General features: G+C 53.2%; 19 protein-coding genes. 8 read left to right on the top strand and 11 right to left on the bottom strand.

Annotated elements, in window-relative coordinates; genetic code table 11:
• Positions 1-322 precede the first annotated feature (322 nt).
• Positions 323-1,879, top strand: coding sequence for a methyl-accepting chemotaxis protein (locus K5Y33_RS00380; protein WP_222233058.1), 1,557 nt, complete (start codon positions 323-325; stop codon positions 1,877-1,879).
• 43 nt (positions 1,880-1,922) lie between these two features.
• Here K5Y33_RS00380 and K5Y33_RS00375 read toward each other — a convergent pair whose 3' ends face one another.
• From K5Y33_RS00375 to K5Y33_RS00355, 5 genes are all read right to left on the bottom strand, one after another.
• Entirely contained in the window at positions 1,923-3,212 is a 1,290-nt protein-coding gene (locus K5Y33_RS00375) for an HAAAP family serine/threonine permease (protein ID WP_110867788.1), read from the bottom strand.
• A gap of 380 nt (positions 3,213-3,592) precedes the next feature.
• Positions 3,593-4,588: a glycosyltransferase family A protein gene (locus tag K5Y33_RS00370; RefSeq protein ID WP_101762499.1), complete on the bottom strand. Its 996-nt coding sequence runs from the start codon at positions 4,586-4,588 to the stop codon at positions 3,593-3,595.
• Positions 4,585-5,892, bottom strand: a complete 1,308-nt coding sequence (locus K5Y33_RS00365) for an oligosaccharide flippase family protein (protein ID WP_222233057.1) — start codon at positions 5,890-5,892, stop codon at positions 4,585-4,587. Before K5Y33_RS00365 ends, K5Y33_RS00370 begins: the two co-directional genes overlap by 4 nt.
• Positions 5,893-5,908: 16 nt before the next feature.
• Positions 5,909-6,886 carry a glycosyltransferase gene (locus K5Y33_RS00360; protein ID WP_222233056.1) on the bottom strand — a complete coding sequence of 326 codons (978 nt, stop codon included), beginning with the start codon at positions 6,884-6,886 and terminating at the stop codon, positions 5,909-5,911.
• 442 nt (positions 6,887-7,328) lie between these two features.
• Complete coding sequence (locus K5Y33_RS00355) at positions 7,329-7,634, bottom strand: hypothetical protein (RefSeq protein ID WP_222233055.1); 306 nt, start codon at positions 7,632-7,634, stop codon at positions 7,329-7,331.
• Between the two features lie 277 nt (positions 7,635-7,911).
• Between K5Y33_RS00355 and K5Y33_RS00350 the strand changes: the two genes are divergently transcribed.
• The 6 genes from K5Y33_RS00350 (at position 7,912) to K5Y33_RS00325 (ending at position 18,089) form a co-directional block, all read left to right on the top strand.
• Entirely contained in the window at positions 7,912-9,552 is a 1,641-nt protein-coding gene (locus tag K5Y33_RS00350) for a sensor histidine kinase (protein WP_222233054.1), read from the top strand.
• On the top strand, positions 9,545-10,237 hold the full coding sequence (locus K5Y33_RS00345; RefSeq protein ID WP_110867792.1) for a response regulator: 693 nt from the start codon (positions 9,545-9,547) through the stop codon (positions 10,235-10,237). Before K5Y33_RS00350 ends, K5Y33_RS00345 begins: the two co-directional genes overlap by 8 nt.
• 170 nt (positions 10,238-10,407) lie before the next feature.
• Positions 10,408-11,496: an ABC transporter substrate-binding protein gene (locus K5Y33_RS00340; RefSeq protein WP_137385230.1), complete on the top strand. Its 1,089-nt coding sequence runs from the start codon at positions 10,408-10,410 to the stop codon at positions 11,494-11,496.
• A 73-nt stretch (positions 11,497-11,569) separates the two neighbouring features.
• A complete protein-coding gene (locus tag K5Y33_RS00335) occupies positions 11,570-13,339 on the top strand; it encodes an iron ABC transporter permease (protein WP_101762505.1) in 1,770 nt (589 codons plus the stop codon).
• Positions 13,332-14,402 (top strand): ABC transporter ATP-binding protein, encoded by a 1,071-nt coding sequence (locus K5Y33_RS00330; protein WP_222233053.1) that lies wholly within the window; start codon positions 13,332-13,334, stop codon positions 14,400-14,402. The genes K5Y33_RS00335 and K5Y33_RS00330 overlap by 8 nt, the downstream gene beginning before the upstream one ends.
• 288 nt (positions 14,403-14,690) lie before the next feature.
• On the top strand, positions 14,691-18,089 hold the full coding sequence (locus K5Y33_RS00325) for an autotransporter outer membrane beta-barrel domain-containing protein (protein WP_222233052.1): 3,399 nt from the start codon (positions 14,691-14,693) through the stop codon (positions 18,087-18,089).
• Positions 18,090-18,215: 126 nt separating this feature from the next.
• On the opposite strand, the gene K5Y33_RS00320 is transcribed toward K5Y33_RS00325, so the two are convergent.
• A complete protein-coding gene (locus tag K5Y33_RS00320; RefSeq protein WP_222233831.1) occupies positions 18,216-19,961 on the bottom strand; it encodes a glycosyl hydrolase family 28-related protein in 1,746 nt (581 codons plus the stop codon).
• 39 nt (positions 19,962-20,000) lie between these two features.
• Between K5Y33_RS00320 and K5Y33_RS00315 the strand changes: the two genes are divergently transcribed.
• The gene (locus K5Y33_RS00315) at positions 20,001-20,144 is read left to right on the top strand and encodes a hypothetical protein (RefSeq protein ID WP_158238604.1); all 144 of its coding nucleotides are present in this window, start codon (positions 20,001-20,003) and stop codon (positions 20,142-20,144) included.
• 19 nt (positions 20,145-20,163) lie between these two features.
• Here K5Y33_RS00315 and K5Y33_RS00310 read toward each other — a convergent pair whose 3' ends face one another.
• From K5Y33_RS00310 to K5Y33_RS00290, 5 genes are all read right to left on the bottom strand, one after another.
• Complete coding sequence (locus tag K5Y33_RS00310; RefSeq protein WP_110867798.1) at positions 20,164-20,457, bottom strand: hypothetical protein; 294 nt, start codon at positions 20,455-20,457, stop codon at positions 20,164-20,166.
• Entirely contained in the window at positions 20,454-20,804 is a 351-nt protein-coding gene (locus tag K5Y33_RS00305; protein WP_101762510.1) for a hypothetical protein, read from the bottom strand. The genes K5Y33_RS00310 and K5Y33_RS00305 overlap by 4 nt, the downstream gene beginning before the upstream one ends.
• Positions 20,801-21,268 carry a glycoside hydrolase family protein gene (locus K5Y33_RS00300; protein ID WP_101762511.1) on the bottom strand — a complete coding sequence of 156 codons (468 nt, stop codon included), beginning with the start codon at positions 21,266-21,268 and terminating at the stop codon, positions 20,801-20,803. The genes K5Y33_RS00305 and K5Y33_RS00300 overlap by 4 nt, the downstream gene beginning before the upstream one ends.
• Positions 21,269-21,450: 182 nt before the next feature.
• Positions 21,451-21,726 (bottom strand): hypothetical protein, encoded by a 276-nt coding sequence (locus K5Y33_RS00295; RefSeq protein ID WP_110867800.1) that lies wholly within the window; start codon positions 21,724-21,726, stop codon positions 21,451-21,453.
• A 415-nt stretch (positions 21,727-22,141) separates the two neighbouring features.
• Complete coding sequence (locus K5Y33_RS00290; RefSeq protein ID WP_101762513.1) at positions 22,142-22,873, bottom strand: S24 family peptidase; 732 nt, start codon at positions 22,871-22,873, stop codon at positions 22,142-22,144.
• Positions 22,874-23,014 lie beyond the last annotated feature (141 nt).

Raw genomic sequence — 23,014 nt, 5'->3', positions numbered from 1 at the left:
AATGTGCGGTGATTTGATAAGGTGCTTAACTGATCGGCATTACGCCATTCCTGGCGACCCTTCAACCAGGATCCTCCCGCCTAACTTTCCCATCCAGTCAAAAATCAAGGTTAACGTCATTAACCAAACCGTGACGCATCTCTAAAAAATTAAAGTTAAAACATTAACAACCGATAACAGATAGCGCTTGCGCTGGTGCTGCCATACCAGATTTGTCACGCTGCGTAACCATTTTTACCTTAGAAAACATCAACCTGATGCGGGCGCCTTGCCTGCTTTTCCGTCTTGAAAACATCAATTTTTGGCATTACGGGGAGAACCAATGTTGAGCTTAAAGAATATGAAGGTCGGCGTCCGTTTGGGCATCGCCTTTGGTTTAGTGGTGGCACTGTTAGTCATTGTCGGCATCACGTCGATTACCAAAATTAACAACATCAAAACCGGTATTACGTCGATTGTGGAAGACCGTTACGTGAAAGTGCGTCTTGGTTTTGACGTCCGTGACGGTGTTAACGATCAAATTAAATATCTGCGTGGCATCGTGATTGATACCACGCGTCCGGAAAATAACGTTAAACGTTATCAGCAACTCGCCGAAGCCACTGAGCATACCAACAACGCGATGAACAAAATCAAAGCGATACAGGTTACCGACGTGGGTAAAAAGAAAATCGCCGGGCTGCTGGCGGCCAGTGACAAATTCGAGGCCGAGAAACATCAGCTGATTGAGCTGGTACGCGCTGGCGATGCAGACGCCGCCAGCACCTATGTACTGAAATCCATTACCGATACGCAAAACGCTTTCCTGGCGAGCGCGGTGGCGTTTGCCGATTCGCAATCGCAGCAGTTACAGCAAGAAGGCGCGAAGATTATTGATAACGGCTCATCCGCTATTGAGATGACGCTAATCTTCTCCGCTCTCGCCATTGCAGCCTCCATCGTATTAGGCTTTATGCTGACGCGTTCAATTGTGCGTCCGCTGAATGAAGCGGTGGAAATCGCCGGGAAAGTCGCGGCAGGCGATCTCAGTTCGCACATTGAAATCAGCGGTAAAGATGAAACCGCCGTGCTGATGCAGGCGCTGCAGGCGATGAACGACAATCTGCTCACTATCGTTTCCGATGTGCGCGCCGGTTCCGATACCATCGCTGTCGCCTCGAATCAAATCTCCAGCGGTAACATCGATCTCTCATCACGCACCGAACAGCAGGCCAGCTCGCTGGAAGAGACCGCATCGGCGATGGAACAGATGACCGCCACCGTTAAGCACAACGCCGAAAACGCGCGGGAAGCCAATCAGTTGGTGGCCAACACCTCCAACGTGGCGAAGCAAGGCGGCGTGGTGATGGAACAGGTGATCGAGAAGATGGAAGCCATTACGCTCTCTTCGAAGAAGATCGTCGATATTATCAGTGTGATCGACTCCATCGCCTTCCAGACCAACATACTTTCCCTTAACGCCGCGGTCGAAGCCGCACGCGCCGGTGAGCAAGGCCGTGGTTTCGCCGTGGTAGCCACCGAAGTACGTAATCTGGCGGCACGTTCGGCATCTGCCGCGAAAGAGATCAAGGTGTTGATTGAGGATTCGGTCGCGCAGGTGGATGAAGGTAGCCGTCTGGTGACGCACGCCGGTTCAACGATTGGTGAAGTGGTCAACAGCGTGAAGAGCGTGGCGGATATTATGAGCGAAATCACCATTGCCAGCAGCGAGCAAAGCAGCGGGATTAGCGAGATCAACTCAGCGATTACGCAGATGGAGGCGGTGACGCAGCAGAATGCCGCGTTGGTGCAGGAAGCCTCAGCGGCGTCGCAGGCGTTGCAGGAACAGGCGGATCGTCTGGCGCAGTCGATGAGTGTGTTTAAAACGGCTGCGGTGTAATGATGACAAGGTCGCCATGCCTGGCGACCTTTCTGATATATGCTTAGCTGACCAGCGAATAAGCAATCGACGAAATCGCCAGCACGCCAACGATCACCACAAACACGTTACTGATTTTCCCGCTGTACTGACGCATCGCCGGCACTTTCTGAATGGCATACATCGGCATCAGGAACAGAATCATCGCAATAATCGGCCCACCCAGCGTTTCAATCATGCCCAGAATACTGGGGTTCAGCGTTGCCACCAGCCAGGTGGTCAGCAGCATAAACGTGGTGGTCAGGCGATTCAGACGCTGCGGCGTGACGGTTTTACCGCGGCTGCGCAGCGACTTCACAACCATGCCGTTAAACCCTTCACGCGCCCCCAGATAATGCCCGAGAAACGACTTCGTGATCGCCACCATCGCCACAATCGGCCCCATCCACGCAATCATCGGTACATTAAAGTGGTTGGCTAAATAGGACAGAATAGTGATGTTCTGATCTTTCGCCGCCTGCAGATCGGCGGGCGACAGGCTCAGCACGCAGCTGAACACAAAGAACATCACCGTCACGACCATAAGCAGATGGGCGTTCGCCAGGATGCGCGAACATTTCTTCTCCGCGCCTGCGCCGTACTCATCGCGCTTGGCAACAGCAAAAGAGGAGATAATCGGCGAATGATTAAAGGAGAACACCATCACCGGAATCGCCAGCCACAGCGTCATCAGAATGCCGTGGCCGCTTACATTCGCATCTAACGACAACGTTTCCAGCGCTGCACCATGCCAGTGCGGTACCAGATAAGCCGCCAGCAGCATCAGCACCGCCACAAACGGGAACACCAGTATGCTCATCGCTTTCACAATCATCTGTTCGCCAAAGCGCACCACCGTCATCATGCCGATGATCAGAATCAGCGACAGCAGCGCACGCGGCGGCGAAACCAGCCCCAGCTGATGCACGATAAAGCTATCGACGGTGTTGGTGATCGCCACGCTGTACATCAGCAGGATCGGATAGATAGCAAAGAAGTAGAGCAAGGTGATGATCTTGCCAGCGCCCACGCCAAAGTGCTCTTCCACCACTTCGGTAATGTCTTCGCCGGGATTTTTACCGGAGAGCACAAAGCGCGTTAACGCGCGGTGCGCGTAATAGGTCATCGGGAAGGCAAGAATCGCCATGATAATCAGCGGAATCAGCCCGCCTGCACCGGCGTTAATCGGCAGGAAAAGCACGCCCGCACCAATCGCCGTACCGTACAGACCCAGCATCCACACGGTATCACTCTTACGCCAGCCCTTAGCCGCCGTTTCTACGGTGCCAAGCGTACCGGTTTGTGAGTTGTCCATCTGTCTCTCCAGAATTTCAAGCTTTATCAACATGCAGCCACAAAGATGGCTACCAATCATGGCGTGGGCTGCTCCGCCCGGCCGGAACGCAAAGGATGACGCTTCATGAAAATGAAATTCACGCATCCTGATGTTTTGCGCCGCAGTAAATGCACGAAACATGCGCGCAATCGATTGCATGGGGCGCTATTTGACATGAGACGCGGAATGAGTGCAAGAAGGAGTAACGGGGAGTCAGCAGAAAGGCGTGAGGAAAGTGGAAAGGTGTGGCAACGCTGGGCTGTTACCACGGGTAGTGCAGATGACACAAGAGCAACTCCCCCGGCCACTAGCCTCTGATACAGCAAATGCGTCCAGAGGCTAACGCCGGGAGAATTTAATTAGAATGCGCGCATTCTGTAGAGTGCATAAAGAAAATAGTACGCTGTGAGTGTATTCAAATTCATAATCATGTACTTCAATTTTTCATTTTTATTCAGCAGGATGAAAATACCTTTTGAGTATTTACCCCGCTTTATTTGATCAATTTCCTGGGCAATATCCGCAGGTGAAAACGATGAGTGATACATTGCGGTCACGATTTGCATATCCAGCGCCAGCACACGTTTGGAGATGCCTTTAAGGAAATAGTCGAGATCGCTGGCCTGATATTTACTGATGATCGAATCATACAGTGCGGTGAGAAACTGTTTACGTACTTTCAGTTCACTGTATTGCACTTTACGCTTCGATAATGAACCCGCCACGTCTTCATAATGATAAGCCGCACCCGGCGTGACCAGAAAATTGCTAATGCAGCTGAAGAATTTAAGGTTAAATAGCAAATCTTCGCTCATGGAGATACCTTCCAAAAAGCGCAGGTTCAACTCCTCAATAATCTGACGGCGATAACATTTGTTATGCAGATAACCGATGTTATCACTCATCTCCAACTCACCGAGCACATAAGGAATGTCCTCCTGACTGAAGAAGCCCGCCTGCGACACTTTGCCCACGCGGTTGTCGTTGAGGTTGCCCACCATCAAATCGACAGATTCCGCTGGCCAGGCATCGAGATTCTGTTTGAAGATCATCAGGAAGTTATCATCCACCCAATCATCCGCATCGAGGAATAACACATATTCACCGCTGGCTTGCTGCATTCCGCTATTTCGAGCGGCGCTGACACCGGCATTAATTTGGTGAATTACCGTGACCTGCGAATAAGCACTAAACTCCTGCAGAATATTCGCGGTTGAATCGCTGCTGCCATCATTAACCACAATCACTTCGTAACTGCTGAACGTCTGTTTAAGCACGCTCAGTAAGGTACGTTTAATGGTTTTTTGTGAGTTATAGACGGGAATGATAAGACTAAACAGGGGTTTTTCATTCATGATAAACTCTCTTTACTGTCTGAGGTTTTGATATTGTTAAATAACAGCCATAGTTTCCTGGGATTGATAAAAATTTGATGAATACGCATTACGGGTTGAGCAGGGAAAAAGTAATTAAGCAGGGAGAAGGATAAAAACTCGGTTAATACCACGCTCATGGCTGCGCCATTTAAACCGAAATAAGGAACCAACAATAAAGAGGAGGCCACGCAAATTAATAACACCACGAAGGTTTTTTTCACTAAATAGCGATATCCGTTGTACTTAATAATGAAGCGATCCATCACGCTGCTTAGCACCGCGCACATCGCTCCCACGCTGAGTAACAGCGTTGGCGCTACCGCATCAAGATACTCCGCACCGTAAAAGTCACGAATAAACCATCCGGACAATAACCAAATCGCCAGAATCACCAGCGACGAGACACCAATCACCAGCAGATGTAATTTCTGTGCTTTGATAATCGATTGCCGATCGTCACGTTCGGCAAAGAACGCCGGGAAAAAGGAAGCCAGCAAGGCATTGGGTAAAAATACCCACGCGGTGGCGAGCGTCAGCGCGACAGAGAAAATCCCCGCCTCTTTTACGCCAAGGAAATACGACACGCTGATTTGATTAACGCGGGTATAAATCGCCACCGCAATCACGGAAAACACCAGAGAAATACCGGACGCCACCATATAGCGTGAATATTTCTTCATCTGGCGCAGTGCCGGAATCGGTACCTGACGATGGTATTTCAGGAATATCGTCAGTTTGATGGCAAAAGGAACAAAGGTCGCCAGTACGATCGGAATCGACAACAGTTGCGGATCCAAACCGTAATACGAAATAAAGAAGCGCACGGTTAAACTGATCGCCAGCCCCGCCAGATTGGCGATGACATTCAGGCGTGCATTAAGCATCGCCTCGTTGTAGATATTGACCAGATCGAGCGAAGAAAACAGACAGGCAATCGCCGCTGCGCAGACAAATACCCGCGCTTCAGCACTCCACTCTTCGCCCATAATCAGCATGCCGCTGGCTGCCAGAATGCCGTAAATCACTAACACCAGCAGAAAGGTCGCCATCATTAAGCGCATGCCGGAGTGATGATTTTGCGATAAGCGTTTCAGCAGAATCACATCGCTGCCCATCAGCGCGATGCTTTGGATGAACTGAAATACCAGCATCGAAATCGAGATAATGCCGAAGGTGGTGGGCCCCACATATTTCGCCACATAAGAGGTGACAAATATCAGGCCGAACACCGCAATCAGCTTTTCAGCGATCATCCACAGAGAATTTTTTAATTTATCTTTCACAACTCAACCTCAGCGTTTATTTCTGTGCCAGGCGGCGCAGACGCGATACCAGTCGTGGACTGACAAAAAACAGCGCAAAGTACAGGCTCCACGGATTGAGCATCAATCCTGATGTGAAATAGGACTTGAAGCTGCGACGGTAGAGCGAAATATATTCATCAATAAAGGCGCGGCTGAATCCGTCGCTGTGCAGCGCTTTATAGATATAAGACGAGGTCACTTTTAAATAGAGATGGTAATAACAGCGGCTATGCTGCGCGGATAAAAACGCCTGCATGCCATTAAACGAACGCGCAAAGGAGAAATGCTTTTCGCGTAACGCCGATCGCGTGGCGGAGTTGGTGGATTCCACATAGTAATAAACCACCTGCTGGGTGAAGATCACCTGACGATCCTGTTGCAGGTGCAGGTAATTGACCACAAACAGCAGATCTTCGAAGTTATAAATCTCCTCGTTGAAGGTGAGCTGATGCTGACGAATCACATCACCACGAAACACCTTGTCGCAGATGCCGTGACGCGGATTGAAATAGAGCAGATCGTTAATCGCCGCCGAAGCGGTCAGCTGGCGCACGTCACTGCTATTGGCCGGGAAATCGAGCGGATCGCCTTGCGGCGTGAAGTGCTGCGATTCCCCACCCACCATGGCGATGTTGTTTTGCATCAGCCGCACATAGGTGGCAAACGCGCTGGCCGGCAGAAAATCATCGGCGTCTAAAAAGCACAGCAGTTTGCCGCGCGAGGCGCGAATGCCCTGATTGCGCGCCGACGAAACGCCGCCGTTGGTTTTGTCGATAATGTGAAAATGTGGGTAGTGGGCGTAATTCTGTAATATCGCGAGCGAGTTATCGCTGGAGCCGTCATTAATAAATATCGCTTCAAAACGGCTTTCTTCCTGCTGTAGCAGGCTGTCAATGCATCGCTCCAGATACGCCGCGGCGTTATACACCGGCACGATGACGCTGATCAAAACGTCGTTAACGGGATTTTGCATATAACCTCTGGACTCTGTCGGAGTAAAAGTTGCGGACGGAAAAAGTATTCGCTGAACATTGCAGTGATTAACAGTGCACGTTGCTTGCGCCCGGCTTAACATTTATTGCCTGTCTATTTCAGAGTTTCCTCAGGTCAAATAAAACTGGCCTTTAATTCTCTGTAAAAAGATCGCTAAATAAGATAATCGCCAAATAAACCGTGCAGATTTATTCTGCTTTCGTCAGGTAAAACAGGCAGGCTACCGCCCCAGGCTTGCAGCTACCTGTTTACTGACTACGCATAAACCCATTTTTCAGGCATAAAAAGGCTGCGCTGCGCTCGTAAGAGTTCAGTTAATTTTCAGCCAGTTACGTTTTATCTTGTGGTGATTTGGCTTAATAGCGTCACCACGTCATTCACGGCGAACTTAAATTAAATTTTTATCTGTCTGGTAATGAGCGTTAAAAAAACGCTGGCGTTTTTATCGCGCTCATCACCAAAAACAAGAAATGCCGACCGGGGCTGAGTAGGTGCATCAACAGACGGGCCTTCTCAACGAACGTCACGACATTAACGATATTTGCTGTGTGCCCTGCACTTTTATTACTTCGGCGCGTCTTTTGCGTTCCGATGAGTGCAAGTGGCGTTAATTCAGTGCGACGCTTGCGGTCGCACTGCAACGGGCTTAATGCCCAAAATTTGCGATCTAATTCAAAACTTTTCCCGGCATTCTCACCACTCCGGGTTATAAGGTCAATGGTTGCCAAGCCAAACCGGAATTTACTCAGAGAAAGGCTGGATTAAATAACGGCGCATAGATTAGCCGTGGTGAATTGATTTTTTGCCGATTGATTAGCGCCACAGCAGGCGAATACCAGGAATAAGATGGGAATATCGCTGACATGGTGCCAACAGTAACCAGCGCCCAAGCCGCGCCGGGATTGAAGCCAGCTCACAACTCTGAAGATAGCGTGTCACGGCACGCATTTTCGCGTGCTAGTCTCCAGCCATGCCTCTCTCCAGTTTCTCTTTACTGCAGGTTGTATGAAACGCAGATTATCTTTCCAGGTAAAACTCTTCCTGTCGCTGGTGCTGTTTTCCTGCCTGCTACTCGCCTTGCTGGGCACCATTCTGTTTCATTTTATCGATCGCCAACTGCATCACGATTTGGGACAGCGCGCGCGGGTGCAGGCCAGTGAAATTGCGCTGATGCCCGGCCTGGCGGAGAAAGTAGCGCGCCGCGATATCGCTGGCATCGCCGCGCTGATTCAGCCGCTGCGCAACCAAAGCGATGCCAGCTATATTGTGATTGGCGACACGCAAGAACACCATCTCTACCACTCAGAATCACCGGAGCGCCTCAATCTACCGATGATTGGCGGTGACAATGCCGAGGTGCTGCAGGGCAAAACCATTATTTCAGTGCGCAAAGGCGGCATCGGCGTGTCGCTGCGCAGCAAGGCGCCAATCTTAAATGCCGAGCATCAGGTGATTGGCATTGTCTCGGTGGGTTATCTCACTTCCTATATTGCCAATATCAACGTTAGCCTGCTGTGGCAGGCCAGTTTGTATGGCGTGGCACTGCTGTTGCTGCTGTTTATTTTTTCCTGGATGTTTAGTCGCAACCTGAAAAAACAGATGTTCTGGCTGGAGCCGAAGGATATCGCCCTGCTGGTGCTGCAACAAAAGGCGCTGCTGGAAGCGATGTATGAAGGCGTGTTTGCGGTCAACGCGGAGCGGCAGCTGATTCTCATCAACCGCGCCGCACGCGAGTTGCTGGATATTCAGCAGAGTGAGAGTGAACTGCTGGGGAAACCGCTGGATGCGGTGTTGCAGATTCCTGCGGCGTTTTTGCGCCAGCATGAGGTGAAAACTCACGATCACGTTACCGTGCTCAATCAGCGTCAGGTGATCGTTAACCGGGTGGCGATCGAGCTGGAACCCGGCGAGCCTGGCGGCTGGGTATGCAGCTTCCGTGATAAAAACGACATCAATACGCTGAGCAGCCAGCTGAGCCAGGTGAAACGCTATGCGGATAATTTACGCATCATGCGTCATGAACAGCTGAACTGGACCGCCACGCTGGTCGGCCTGTTACAGATGCAGCGTTACGACGACGCGATGCGCTACATTCACGCGCAATCAGCTGGCGCGCAGCAGGTGCTGGATTTTGTCTCGGCGCGCTTCACTTCGCCTGCACTTTGTGGGCTGCTGCTGGGGAAATATGTCAGCGCGCGCGAAAAAGGCGTGGAGCTGAAATTTGATCCCGCCTGCCAGCTGAGCCGCATTCCTGCCGCGCTGAGTGAAACGGCGTTGATGTCGGTGATTGGTAATCTGCTGGATAACGCCGTCGACGCCACGCTCAATGCCACAACGCCCGCCGCCCCGATAGAATTGTATATTTCTGGCCGTAATCAGGAGCTGTTAATCGAAGTGGCCGATCAGGGTTGCGGCATCGATGACAGTATTAAACCGCATCTTTTTGAGCAAGGCGTCACCAGCAAGCCGTCCAGCGAAGACGATATGTTCGGTGCAGAGCATGGCATCGGCCTCTATCTGGCGGCAGGTTATGTACAGCAGGCGGGCGGCAGCATTGAGATCAGCGACAACTCACCGCAGGGCACCATCTTCTCGGTGTTTATTCCGTTCCAGCCCGCTGCATTAACAGGACTTTCCCATGAATAATGCCAAGCCGCTTGATGTGGTGATTGTGGAAGATGAGCCGCATCTGGCCGATCTGCATCGTGAATATATTGAGCAGAACTTTCATCTGCGCGTGGTCGGCATTGCCGCCACGCTGGCGCAGGCGCGCGCGCTGATTGCCGCGCATCAGCCACGCCTGCTGCTGCTCGACAACTATTTACCGGATGGTCAGGGCGTAACCTTGATTGACGATCCGCTGCTGAAGCGTTTTGAGTGCTCGGTGATTTTCATCACCGCCGCCAGCGACATGCAAACCTGTAGCCACGCGATGCGCAGCGGCGCCTTTGACTACCTGCTGAAACCGGTGTTTTTCCATCGCCTGCGCGCGTCGCTGGAGCGCTTCATGCTGCTGGTGCAGACCCTGCGCCAGATGAAGAATGTCGATCAACAGGCGCTGGATAAGCTGTTCAACCTGCCAGCCAGTGACGCGCCTGCCGCGCCATCCACCAAAGGCATTGAGTCGATTACGCTGGAACGGGTGAAAGGCTTTTTTAACGCAGCACCGCACAGCAGCTGGTCGGTTGAACAGGTGGTAGAAAACATCGGCATCAGCAAAACCACTGGCCGCCGCTACCTCGAATATTGCGTAGAGATCGGATTTATTGGCGTCGAGATGCAGTACGGCAATATCGGCCACCCGCGACGGCTGTACCGCAAAATCCTGTGATCACGCGCAAATTCCGCGCGCGGCCACTTGTGGTTTTTATGGTGTTAATTGCCTAAACGACGCCAACAATCACACTTCGTGAAGATAACAATCCGTCACCTCTTGTGTGGAAAAGGCGATCGGCTATGTTGACCTTTAGTTCCTCAAATGTAACTAAAAGGTTAATTATAATGTCGAACACTTTCCCTCTGTCTCTGATTGCCGCCACTGTATTTGTTTCCATGTCAGCCGTAGCAGCTCCGCCGCAAGGTTACCCTTCGGACTACCAAAGCGTGATTGATGCCGCCACCAAAGAGGGCAAAGTGGTGGTCTACTCCACTACCGACATCAAAGCCGCCGGGCCGCTGGTCAAAGGCTTTGAGGCCACTTATCCCGGCATCAAAGTTGAATATAACGATATGAACAGCACCGAGCTGTACAACCGTTTTATCAGTGAACAAGCCTCGGGTGGCACCAGCGGCGATGTGGTGTGGAGCTCCTCAATGGATACCGGCCTGAAGCTGGCGACCGACTACGCGCAGGAGTACAAATCCCCTGAACTGGCGCAGCTGCCGAAGTGGGCGGTGTGGAATAACAAGGCGTACGGCACCACCTACGAACCGGTGGTCTTTATCTACAACAAGCGCATGATCCCGGCCGGTGACGTGCCCGATTCGCACGCTGCGTTAGCCAAGCTGATCGCCAGCCAGACCGACAAATTCAAGAGCAAAGTCACCACCTACGATATTGAGAAATCGGGCCTAGGCTTCATGCTCTCAGTACAGGATGCCAAAGCCGACCCCAACTACTTCAAAACCCTGGCCGACGTGGCGAAAGGCGGTTTAGCCGTGCAGTCTTCCACCGGCACCATGATGGAAAGGGTTTCATCCGGCGAAAACCTGATTGGCTTTAACATTTTGGGTTCTTACGCCGAAGCGCGCGCCAAAACCGATCCGTCGCTGGGCATCGCTTATCCGAAGGATTACACGCTGGTGCTGTCACGCGTCTCGTTCATCAGCCAGCAAGCGCAACACAGCCATGCGGCTAAGCTGTGGCTCGATTACGTGCTGTCTGAAAAAGGGCAAAGCATTCTGGCCAATCAAGCCGACATCCCTTCCCTGCGCAACGATATTGAAGGCAAAAATGACATTGATGGCTTGACCAAAATGTTAGGTAACGCGCTGAAACCGATCCCGGTTGATGAAAGCCTGCTGGAATATCTGCAACCGAAAAAACGTCTGGATTACATCAAACAGTGGCGCACAGCCGCCGGTAAATAACGGCAGTACCGAAGCGCGGCCGCTGCGTCGCGCTTCTCTTTCTGTTATCTGATTCGCCATTCAGGGTCTCAATATGCGTGCATTGCAGAGAAAGTGGCAAAGCCTGCCGCGCGGCGTTGTGGTGCTGATAACCGCGCTGGTTATCTACGTTCCGCTGTCGTTTATCGTGATACAAAGTTTCTTGTCCGCCCCGTTCTTTTCGCCGTCGAAAGCGTGGAGCCTCGAGTCGTTTGAATTTATTTTCACCGATCCCGACTTCTATAAAGCGCTGCGCAGCGGATTTATTCTCGCCTTCGGGCTGGTGATCATCGCCATTCCGCTGGGCGGTATTCTGGCGTTTCTGATGGTGCGCACCGATCTGCCCGGCCGACGCATCATTGAGCCGCTGATCCTCGTGCCAATTTTTGTCTCGCCGATGGTACTCGGCTTTGGTTACGTGGTGGCGGCGGGCCCGGTGGGATTCTTCTCGCTGTGGGCACAATCGCTGTTCGGTTTTGTGCCGTGGAATATCTACGACATGTCGAGCATCGTAGTGATCGCCGGGCTAACGCACGTCCCGCACGCCTATCTGTATATCTCTTCTGCGCTGCGCAGCGTGGGATCGGATGTGGAAGAAGCGGCGCGTATTGCGGGCGCGACACCGCTGCAGGTGATGACGGCGGTGAGCTTGCCGATGGTGCGTCCTTCAATGCTGTATGCCACCGTGCTGCTGTTCTTCCTCGGGCTGGAGGTGTTCGGCCTGATGCTGGTGCTGGGCGATCCCGAAGGCAACATGGTGTTGGCCACCTATCTCTATCAGCTGACTAACAAACTCGGCACGCCTTCTTATCATCTGATGGCTGCCGTGGCGGTGGTGCTGATCTGTATCACCATCCCGTTGGTGATGCTGCAACGCAGATTGATGCGCACCGCCAATCGCTTTGTCACCGTGAAAGGTAAAGCCTCGCAGGCGCGTGCGCTGCCGCTGGGCAAATGGCGCTGGGTGGCGGGCGCGGTTGTCGCCTTCTGGCTGACGGTGACCATTGGCGTGCCGCTGCTGGGCGTGGTGCTGCGTGCGTTTATCTCAAACTGGGGCGTTGGCGTCTCAATCTGGGATGAGCTGTCGATCAAAACTTTCCAGACCATCTGGGCGCAGCCTAACCTGCTGCGCGCCATCGTCAACTCGATGGCGATTGGGGTGATTGGCGGCGCGCTGGCGGTGGTGTGTTATCTGTTTATCGGTATCGCCATGCACCGCAAACCCGATAACACCACGCGCTTTCTCGACTACAGCGTGCTGGTACCGCGTGCGGTGCCGGGCTTGCTGGCCGGCCTGGCGTTTCTCTGGGTGTTCCTGTTCCTGCCGATGTGGCTGGATAACTCGCTCAAATCGGGCTGGCTGTCTGATTTCGTCTGGTCGCAGTGGCTGCGCGATAACCTGATCGTCTGGCTGCGGTCACTGCGCAGCACCATCTTCAGCGTCTGGCTGGCGTATACCGTGGTGTGGATGGCGTATGGCCTGCGTCTGATCTCGTCCACGCTGCTGCAGGTAGGGCCGGAACTGGAAGAGGCGGCGCGCAGCACCGGCGCCACGCGCGGACAGATCACGCGTCACGTCACCATTCCGTTATCCCGTTACGGCCTGATTGGCTCATGGCTGCTGATGTTCCTGATTTTCGAGCGCGAATATTCCACCGGCGTGTACCTGCTTTCGCCCGGCACGGAAACCATCGGCTCCATGCTGGTTTCCCTGTGGGCGGCGGGCGCGATAGATATCGTCGCCGCACTCTCGTTTATTAACATCCTGCTGGTCGTGGTCGGTTTGGGTATTGCCTTGCGATTTGGAGTCAAATTACATGATTGAATTATCGGTCGAGAACCTGCACTTAACTTACGGCGACAATCCGGTGCTGAAAGGCGTGTCGATGAACTTGCAGCGCGGCGAAGTGGTTTCTCTGCTTGGTCCGTCCGGCAGCGGCAAAACCACGCTGCTGCGCGCGGTCGCCGGGCTGGAGAAGCCAACGCAAGGCACGATTGTGATTGGCAACAACACGGTTTACGCCGGCACGCCGCGCAGTGAGATCCCAGCGGAAGAACGTAATCTGGGGTTGGTGTTCCAGTCCTACGCCTTGTGGCCGCACAAAACCGTGTTCGAGAACGTGGCGTATCCGTTAAAGCTGCGCAAAGTGGCGACGGCGGAGATCACCCAACGTGTGCAGGATGTGTTGGTGCAGTTGGGGTTAGGCCACCTTGGTAAACGCCATCCGCACCAGCTTTCTGGCGGTCAGCAGCAGCGCGTGGCAATTGGTCGTGCGCTGGTCTACAACCCGCCGGTGATCCTGCTGGATGAGCCGTTGTCGAATCTGGATGCCAAGCTGCGCGAAGAGGCGCGCGTGTTCCTGCGTGAGCTGATCATCAAACTGGGCTTGTCAGCGCTGATGGTCACGCACGACCAAAATGAGGCGATGGCGATTTCCGACCGTATTTTGCTGCTCAATAACGGCAAAATCGAACAGCAAGGCACGCCGCAGGAGATGTACGGCTCGCCAAAAACCCTGTTCACCGCCGAGTTTATGGGCAGCAACAACCGGCTGCATGGCAAAATCACCGAGCTGCGCGACGGCAAAGCGCGCATCGAGGGCAAAGGCTGGGCGTTGTGGGGATTGGCGGGCGCAGGCGTGCAAAACGGCCAGGAAGCCACGGCGGTGATCCGCGTCGAGCGGGTGAAACTGGTCGAGGGGCCGGGCGAAAATCAGCTGGAACTGCCGCTGCTCACCAGCATGTATCTGGGCGATCGTTGGGAATATTTGTTCCGCACCCAGGGCGATGATTTTGTCATTCGCGCTTATGGCAGCGAGGTGCGCGATCCGCAACATTGCCATCTGGCATTGCCGGAAAACCATGTGTGGATTTTCCCGAAAGGGTGATGTTTATGGAGGCGGCCAGCCGCCTCCTTTCTTCACTGATAATCCTCATTAAAAATAAATTTTTTAAAACAGAATAAACAGCGACACACCACCTCCTGCTATTAAATACGCCGCTCAATAATAAAATTCTTTCTGTACTTATTTTATTCAAGACATGTCTTAGCCAGTTTTTTACCGCATCTTTCATATTCTCTCTGCCATCAAGTTATATCCCCATCCCTTAACCATCCCGCGTGCGAACTATCGTGTTATTGCGGCGTGATGTATTTTTACAGGCAGAGAGTCAAAATGAATAAAAATTATCGGGTTATCTGGAACCACAGCCAGGGTAATTATGTTGTCACCTCCGAGCTGGCACGCGGTAAAGTGAAATCATCCCGCTCCAGCACAGCACGTCGCCTCACCGCAGGCTGCGTGGCGACGGCCTTCATGGCGGTTGCCAGCGTCGGGATTATCCAGCCCGCGCTGGCCGCCCCCGCCTACGGTGAATATGCTTCTGGCGCGGGCAATATTATTAATATTCAGGATAAGGACGTAGCCACCAATGAAGACAATGCGCACGCCTTATTTATTGAAAAAGGCGCCACCGCGCACAGCAATAATGTGAACTTCACGACCAGCGGTAAAAAAGCGTATGGAGTTTATGTTAATGGTGCCGGATCAAGTATTGATGTCACGGGTGGTACAATTACCACTACAGGTCCACAAGGATATGGTTTAGCGGCTGGCAATGGCGGCAAGTTAATGGCTAGCGATATTACCCTGAATACTTCCGGCGTGGGCATTTACGCCGATAGATCCAACATTCTGGCCAAGAACCTGAGCGTACAGGCCAACGCCTATGGCGTTTACGGTTTGGGTGCAGGTACCGAGCTTGTCATTGCCGACAGCAATGTAAACGTGAACGGTAATGGAGCCTACGCGCTGCTGGCTGAAAATGGCGGCAACGTTACCAGCACCAACAGTCATTACACCACATCAGGCAGCAGCGTTTACGGCGCATGGGCAAACAAGGGATCTGAACTCACCATTATCGGTGGCAGCATTACCAATACCGGAAAAGAAAGCGTCGGTATTTTCGCCAAAAGCGGTGGCGTAGTAAATGTTGATGGCGTGACCGTCGTGTCTACCAGTCAGGGCATCAATAGCTACAGCTCAGCCGTGGCAAATGTGGCCAACAGTCATGTCACCGTTACGGATAAAGGGGGGTACGGATTACTGGCTGAAAACGGCGGAAAGACGACCAGCATCGATAGCCACTATATTACGACGGGCGACAGTGCCTATGGTGCGTGGGTCAATACCGGTTCGGAACTGAATATTTTTGGTGGGAGCATCACTACAACAGGAAAAAACAGCACCGGCATGTTTGCGAAAAACGGTGGCGTCCTGAATGCTGAAAATATACAGATTGATGCAAGAGGAAATGGAGCCTGGGCGACAAATGAGGGCTCCCGGATAAATGTCAATAACAGTACAATTTCTTCCGGGGCTTATAATGGCGGCTCAATAACTGCCCGTAATAAAGGATTTGCAACCGTTCGTAACAGTAAATTGATTGCCGTTGATAGAGCTTCTGCTGGTCTTTATGCCGATGATTCAGGGCAAGTTGAAGCAGAAAATGTAGATATTGACATCCTGGGTGGCGGATACGGAATACACTTAGATTATAGTGGAAAAACAAATTTAAAAAAATCAAAAATAAACAGTAACAGCGGTGGCACTGCATTTTATGTTGAAAGTGGCTCCGTATTAACGGCTGACAATGTTTTTGCAGAAATGGATAACACTAATAACCCAGAAAAACTAGTTACTGCTATAAACATCTCTAACTCTTATTTAAGCTCCGCTGACCCTACGGCTAACATTAATAATTCATTTTTACATATCAAAGGAAATAACGCCGCTGGAATTGTGACTGAATATACTAAAGGTGAAGTCAACCTCAATAACACAATCTTGACGGTAGATAATGGGCCTGCAATCGTCGCTTATAACCAAGCCTTAACGACGGTGAATCTTGACAACAGCCTGTTGTCCGGTACAACGCTGCTCGAAAGCGGGTTTGCACCGAATGGCGGTGATGCAGGAGGAGACGTGCGCGGCATTACGGTTCACGCCAGCAATCATTCTCAGCTTCAGGGCGATGTCAATATTGATCGCAGCAAAACGCAGGCCAGTAGCGTCAGCCTGGATTCCGGTTCACGCTGGCAGGGTGCCGCGCATGATTTGCAGGATCTCAGCTTAGCGGGTAGCAGCCAGTGGAACATGACCGGCACTTCCACCGTGGACAACCTGACGGCCAAAGACAGCACCATCATCTTCGATCACAGTGCAGGCGATTTCCACACCTTAACCGTTAAGGGCGACTACCACGCTGACAACGCCAAACTGATGATGAACCTTGCGCTGGCGGGTGACGATGCGGCTAGCGATAAATTGCATATCGCCGGCAACGCCAGCGGCACCACCAAAGTTCAAGTGCACAATGCGGGCGGTAAAGGTGCTGCCACGCTGGAGGGCATTGAGTTGATTCGCGTTGAGGGCACACAAAACGGTGAGTTCCTGCAGGATGGTCGCATTGTCGCCGGCGCGTGGGATTATGCGTTGGTGCAGGATAAAAACGGTAAGTGGCGCCTGGTTAGCGATCCGATTCCCGTTGATCCAACGCCTGTCGATCCCATCAAAGACGAGGGCGGCGATACGGGTACCGTCATTGCACCGGAGGTGCCGCAACCGAAACATACCCCGCGTGCTCGTCCGGAAGTCGGCAGCTATATTGCTAACCTTGCGGCGGCCAGCAACCTGTTTACCCTGAGCGCAGCCGATCGTCCGGGCGTGACAGAATACCGTGATGCGCTGACCGGCAAAGTGGAAAAAACCACGCTGTGGCTGCGCAACGAAGGCGCGCACGGGCGCTTCAGTGACAGCACCGCGCAGCTGAAAAGCATCACCAACAGCTACATGACGCAGCTGGGTGGCGACATCGCACAATGGAGTTTGAATGGCAGCGACCGTTTCAGCCTCGGCGTGATGGCGGGTTACGGCAACGCCAAAAGCAATACGCTGTCGAAAACCACCGGCTACAGCGCCAAAGGCCAGGTTAACGGCTACAGCGGCGGTATCTATGCCGGCTGGCAGCAGGACAGCCAGACGCGCAGCGGCGCCTTTGTCGACAGCTGGCTGGCCTACAACACCTTCAATAACAGCGTGAAAGGTGAAGGTCTTGGTCAGGAAAGCTACAAGTCGAAGGGGATGACAGCGTCACTGGAAGGCGGCTACAGCTTCGCCTTCGGCGAGCAGCAGCAGTATCGCCTGCAGCCGAAAGCGCAGGCGGTGTGGATGGGCGTAAAAACCGGCGATTATACCGAGCAGAACGGCACCCGCGTCAGCGCCACCGGCAAAAATAACGTGCAAACCCGCACCGGCGTTCGGGCAACCATGCACACCGCCACCGCGCAGCCTTACGCTGAAGTGAACTGGCTGCATAACACGCAGCGCTTCGGCAGCAAACTGGATGGCGTGAAGATTGAGCAGGCGGGTGCGCGCAACATCGGCGAAGTGAAACTGGGTCTTGAAGTGAATCCGAGCCAGCACGTCGGCATCTGGGGCGGCATCGCGCAACAGGTTGGCGGTAAAGGCTTCAGCGATTCCAGCGCCACGCTGGGCGTCAAAGTCAGTTTTTGATAGCGCAATCGGCCTCTTTTAATCAGAGCATCGCTGGAAACAGCGGTGCTTTTTTTATGGCCAGAGCTCTTTCCCCACAAACAAAAAAAGGCGAGGCCAAAGGCCTCGCCAAACAGGTGCTGGACCTCAATCGTAATAAGGAAGTTTACGATCGACACCGTTAATGTTGACCAGCACAAAGCCCGTAGGCGCGGTTTTGTTGGTCGGCGTGCCTGCTGCCGTCGCGACGGTCAGCACCCCTTTCTCGTTCGCGCCAATACCGGCCAAACCGTTATGCAGCCCGAAACGCGCCGCCGGTTTGAAACCGCCCAGTTTGGTGGTATCGGTCACGACCGAGAAGTCCTGCTGGAACAGCGAGCAGGAACCGGTATCGAAACGCGTAGGACCGGTGCATTTCAGGTTCATCATGGTGTCACCGCTGTTGGCGCGCAGTTTTACCCACACCGCCGCATAGGTAGTGCCGACGCGGCTGTAGCGGATATCCAGCACCGCAGGTTGTCCCATGTGATAGGCATCAGCCCACACCGTTTCCAGACGCTGCAGATTGACCCAGGTTTTGCCGGTCGCCGCCACGTTGACCGGTGAGCCGGCAGTGCCCGTTGGCTGAGTGGCATCCGCTTTACCAATAAACTCCATTACCCACTGCTGGTTAGCGTTCGGGAAGAACAGCTGCCCGACGCGATACCAGTTATCGGTATCGGTGTTATTAGTAATTTTGTAGCCGCTGAAGTAGCCCGCGCGCAGCGATCCGGTCATAAAGGTGCCGTAGTTCTCGTCACGACGGTAGCCATACTCAAAGGTGGATAACCAACGTCCGGCCACCGCATCCAGGCTGAGTTTTGCGCCGGATTGCAGATTGAGCTGACGGATCACCACGCGCGCATTGTTGAGATTCAATGGCGTACCGCAATCCTCAATGTTCAGCGTATCCACCGTCCAGCCGCCGTCGGAGAGATCCCCCGGATTACGCGTGTGCTCAATCCACACGTTGCGAATAATCCCCTGCGTCACGCGCGGCATGTAAAGCGTGGCGTCGCCATAACCGGTCTGGAAGTTACAGTTACACAGCTCAATCGCCGTGGAGTGATCCCACGCGCCTTTTGGCGAGTTTGACCAGCCGACATCAAACACGCGTCCGTAGGTATACAGGGTGTAAATCTGGTCGAATTTACTGTCGAGGGTATCCAGCACTTTAATCACCGTACCGCCGTTATTCTGCGCGCGGAAACAGTAAATATTGATGGTGGTGCCTTCGATACAGGTGTTTTCGAAGAACGGCTGCACGTTGCTGCACATATCGGCAGTGATGGTGCTTTTGTTGGTGGTGATGTCGGCAGATGCCTGGCCGTTCCACGCAATACCGCGGATTGAGGTACGACGCGCCTTCACCTTGAACACCGTGTTGGCGCTTTTGTCGGAAATGATGGTGGTGCGCGGCAGCGAACCCAGCTCGACATCATCCCCCTGCAAACCGAAGAAAGCGCGCTCGGTACCGCTGATGTCGATGGGGCTAATCAGGAATCGACCGCCAGGAAAACGCACCGGTAATGCGGTGATGTTGCCTGAGTAGCTTTGCGTCCACGCCAGCATACGGTTAAACGCCTCGGTATCGTTGGCGTAACCGTCGCCTTTGGCACCGAAGTGATAAACGTTGATTTCGGTGGGATCGTTAATCACGCGTTTCCAGTAAAAACCGTTACCGATCACCAGCGTACCGCCATCTTCTACCGCCGTGGTGGTGCCGATAAAACCGGTAAAATCACCGCCACCGTGGAAGGTGGAGTCCGCGTTGTAACGACGTAAGAATGCCAAATCGCCGTTTTTGGCCGGTACAGTGGTGCGCAGTTCTGCATAAGAGTTAACTTCGATCATCATAGCCTCCTCGGCTTTTCGGGTAGGTAATGCAAATGCATGAGAGCAGCGTTACTGAGCCGGCTGGCCGCAGTGCTGATCCCAAAGATCGTTGTGGTTGTTGATGGCGCGCACGGTGCGAACGTCCATGCGCTCGGCGTCATTGCCGTGGGTGTAAATCGGGGAAAACAGGGTGCAGGCTGAGTCGATGACGACGGGAGATTCAGGGCTGGTGGTACTTCGATTGCTGCAACTTGTCACGAGCAGCAGCGTCATCAAGATTAAGGTTACTGGCTTCCACACGTTTGGCCTCCTCGCGCAGCAGTTGCTGCTGTTGGTTAACCGCTACCGCTTGCGCCGCGGCTTTATCGGCGCGCTCGACGGCGGCCTGGGATGCTTGCTGCACCTTGCCGATTTTCTTGCCACCGAAGTAGCTGGCAACCAGCGCGGCGATGACGCCCGCCAGCGCGGCAACCCAGTGCCAGCTGCCGCCGAACAATGTCATGAGCAATGTCATACTTTTTCCTCCATCGCATTTTTCTGCTGGTTGAGGCCTTTTTGGCGGATGAATTGGGCAATCACGCCCATCGCCACCATAAAGGCGCCAATCAGCCCCAGATAGTTGTGCGGCAGAATCGCTTTCACGTCGGGCGGCATGCTGTTCCAGGCATCAAGCGCAGCGGTGGGAAATGATTGCACCCACGCGCTGAGCATCGAACCGAGCGACGCCAGCCATACCGACCAGGTTTTGAATAACAGCCGCGCATGTTTCACGAACTCCAGCGTGGTGAAGCGCTGCATCACCAACACCACCACAATCACTGCCAGCACCGCGGTGACAAAAATCAGCAGTTTCAGATTCATAGCAGCCCCCGATAGATGTCGTAGGTGCCGCTGCGCATCACTTCGGCATGGCGCCGTGCGCGACCCGACGTTTGTCTTGCCCACAGGCTGTCGAGCATGGCGTTGGCCGCGCTGTTGAAATCGCCCTGCGTGATGGCGGTGAGCATGCCGCGAAACATCGCCAGCCCATCCACCCCCAGCTGATATCCCATGCTGATCAGCACATCGCTGCGCGCCTCATTGCATTTGGCCAGCGCCTGCTGCACCAGCGCACGCTGATGCATCTGCTGCACCTTGCCCTCGACAATGCACTGCTTCCACACATCGCCGACGGGACGCGGCACCTGGAAGATGTAGTTGCTAAGCGATGCCCCTTTGGGGCCGATGCGAATGCCGCCAGCGACCGTGGGGAAACCCAGCGAGTCGAGGTAAGGCGCTTCGCGGTAACCCTCTTCGAAATTCAGGATGGCAATAATCTGGCTCATAGAAATTCCTCTTTGACGGGGTGCAACAGCCTGAAAATGGCTGCGCAAAACGGCAAAAACATAAATCCTGCTGATCGTTTACGACATTGAGCGCGTTTTCATATAAGCGAAACGCTCAAGAATGGTTAAACAGTGAGCAACAATGGAACGTTCCGTTTAAAACTGGGGAAAGTGATGCAGGGTTAACGCACGGCATACAAATAGACGTGGGGCAGACAGCAGTTATCAAAGCTGGGTTGTGCCTGCTGAACACGAACGGGCGCTAGCACGGCGCTGTCAACGCGCGACAGCGTCTGGCGCTGGCAGATGCGTTCAGCGGTGCGCAAGGTGACGTTTTCGTATTCGATGCCGAGTGCGCTGTCGATGCTGCGCTTAAGGCTGAGGGACTGGCGTCGCCGATGGCGGCGCGTGCGTGCATTGCCTGAAAATACTGACTTTCCGTACTGGATAATCGCCATAACTCCTCCTGTTAATGAGTCTTTGGCGATGGGGTGGCAGGCACGGCAATTCGGCTGAGGCCGACGCGTTCGTTATTCCTCTGGAAAATACCCGACGTCAACTTACCCGGCTGCTTTCGCGGCCAGGGTGAAGTAGAGGAGAGTGAAAATCAGAGGGCAACTGACAACGCTGCAAAGTGCGTATCCACCCCATCCCAAAGTTCACTAACTTTGGATGGTATGTATCGCGCTTGTGCAGCGCCTCAATTGTTTAAGAGCGGGCTCATCCGTGAGCAGGTATGTTGTCCATCCATGCTCAAATTATTAACAGGTTCTAATGCATTGGCAAACACCAATGGTTAATTTTTTATTTACCATCAGTTAAATTAATGATTTCAGCCAAAATATTTTTTTGCCGCAATCTGGCGTTTTGTGATCAGCCCAGGATTTGATAATCCCGCGCCTGGCTCATGATCACCCGCGCCACCACTTGCAGCGTCCTGGCTTCTTCCAGCGTGAGGTACCAGGTTTCATAGCGCTTGTTATCGGAGATCACTGCGACCTTTTTGTGCTGAAGTTGCAGGCGTTTGAGATAGAGCTGATCGTCAAGCGTGAACAGGTAAATACCATCGCCATCGAAGCGATGCACGCTGATATCGACAAACAGCTGATCGCGCGGCGCAAAGGTGCCGGCCATCGAATCGCTGTTCAGCGCGATAAGGCGAATATTTTCTGCCGGGCGGCCGTTAAACAGCACCCGCGCCTCTTCCAGCCCATATTCAATGGCTTGAATGGTTTCCACCAGTTCATCGCGCGAAGAGCCGCTGCGCACACCGTGCTGGCCAATATCCAGACTCTCCACGCGAAACAGATGTTTTGGGTTCACCAGACTGCGCTGCGTCAGCAAGGCGGCCGGTTTTTCCATGCCAAATTGCAGCCACTCCACGCGCACGTCGAGTAACTGGCTGAGCGCCAGTAAATTATTATCATCGGGGATCGATTGCCCGTTAAACCATTTCCATACCCCCGGCGTTGAGATCTTGCATCCCCTCTCTTGCAGAGCCAGCGCAACCTGTTTATTCCGTCCATGTCCGACAATTCCCGCGCTTTCGCATGCGGCAATCAGCCTGGCAGTGAATGCTTGTCTCGTACTTTCTTTTTTAACCATCAGTTAATAATCTGCCTTCAGTAAAAGACTGAATGTTATTTTCATTTTTGCTACCAGTTCATTTTATATTACCGGCAGTTTACTACCCAACCGCTTTTATCAATGAAGCTGGACAATCATTATCCCCTTCGGTTAGGGCGA

The organism is Pantoea sp. DY-17 (genome assembly GCF_019795975.1).
Taxonomy (GTDB): domain Bacteria; phylum Pseudomonadota; class Gammaproteobacteria; order Enterobacterales; family Enterobacteriaceae; genus Pantoea; species Pantoea leporis.
The sequence above is the reverse complement of the archived record's forward strand: the minus strand, read 5'-3'. Positions and strand labels throughout refer to the sequence as shown.

Coding starts and splice junctions, on each gene's coding strand:
- K5Y33_RS00380 (WP_222233058.1), top strand. CDS start 323: ATGTTGAGCTTAAAGAATATGAAGGTCGGCGTCCGTTTGGGCATCGCC.
- K5Y33_RS00375 (WP_110867788.1), bottom strand. CDS start 3,212: ATGGACAACTCACAAACCGGTACGCTTGGCACCGTAGAAACGGCGGCT.
- K5Y33_RS00370 (WP_101762499.1), bottom strand. CDS start 4,588: ATGAATGAAAAACCCCTGTTTAGTCTTATCATTCCCGTCTATAACTCA.
- K5Y33_RS00360 (WP_222233056.1), bottom strand. CDS start 6,886: ATGCAAAATCCCGTTAACGACGTTTTGATCAGCGTCATCGTGCCGGTG.
- K5Y33_RS00350 (WP_222233054.1), top strand. CDS start 7,912: ATGAAACGCAGATTATCTTTCCAGGTAAAACTCTTCCTGTCGCTGGTG.
- K5Y33_RS00345 (WP_110867792.1), top strand. CDS start 9,545: ATGAATAATGCCAAGCCGCTTGATGTGGTGATTGTGGAAGATGAGCCG.
- K5Y33_RS00340 (WP_137385230.1), top strand. CDS start 10,408: ATGTCGAACACTTTCCCTCTGTCTCTGATTGCCGCCACTGTATTTGTT.
- K5Y33_RS00335 (WP_101762505.1), top strand. CDS start 11,570: ATGCGTGCATTGCAGAGAAAGTGGCAAAGCCTGCCGCGCGGCGTTGTG.
- K5Y33_RS00330 (WP_222233053.1), top strand. CDS start 13,332: ATGATTGAATTATCGGTCGAGAACCTGCACTTAACTTACGGCGACAAT.
- K5Y33_RS00325 (WP_222233052.1), top strand. CDS start 14,691: ATGAATAAAAATTATCGGGTTATCTGGAACCACAGCCAGGGTAATTAT.
- K5Y33_RS00320 (WP_222233831.1), bottom strand. CDS start 19,961: ATGATCGAAGTTAACTCTTATGCAGAACTGCGCACCACTGTACCGGCC.
- K5Y33_RS00315 (WP_158238604.1), top strand. CDS start 20,001: ATGAGAGCAGCGTTACTGAGCCGGCTGGCCGCAGTGCTGATCCCAAAG.
- K5Y33_RS00310 (WP_110867798.1), bottom strand. CDS start 20,457: ATGACATTGCTCATGACATTGTTCGGCGGCAGCTGGCACTGGGTTGCC.
- K5Y33_RS00305 (WP_101762510.1), bottom strand. CDS start 20,804: ATGAATCTGAAACTGCTGATTTTTGTCACCGCGGTGCTGGCAGTGATT.
- K5Y33_RS00300 (WP_101762511.1), bottom strand. CDS start 21,268: ATGAGCCAGATTATTGCCATCCTGAATTTCGAAGAGGGTTACCGCGAA.
- K5Y33_RS00295 (WP_110867800.1), bottom strand. CDS start 21,726: ATGGCGATTATCCAGTACGGAAAGTCAGTATTTTCAGGCAATGCACGC.
- K5Y33_RS00290 (WP_101762513.1), bottom strand. CDS start 22,873: ATGGTTAAAAAAGAAAGTACGAGACAAGCATTCACTGCCAGGCTGATT.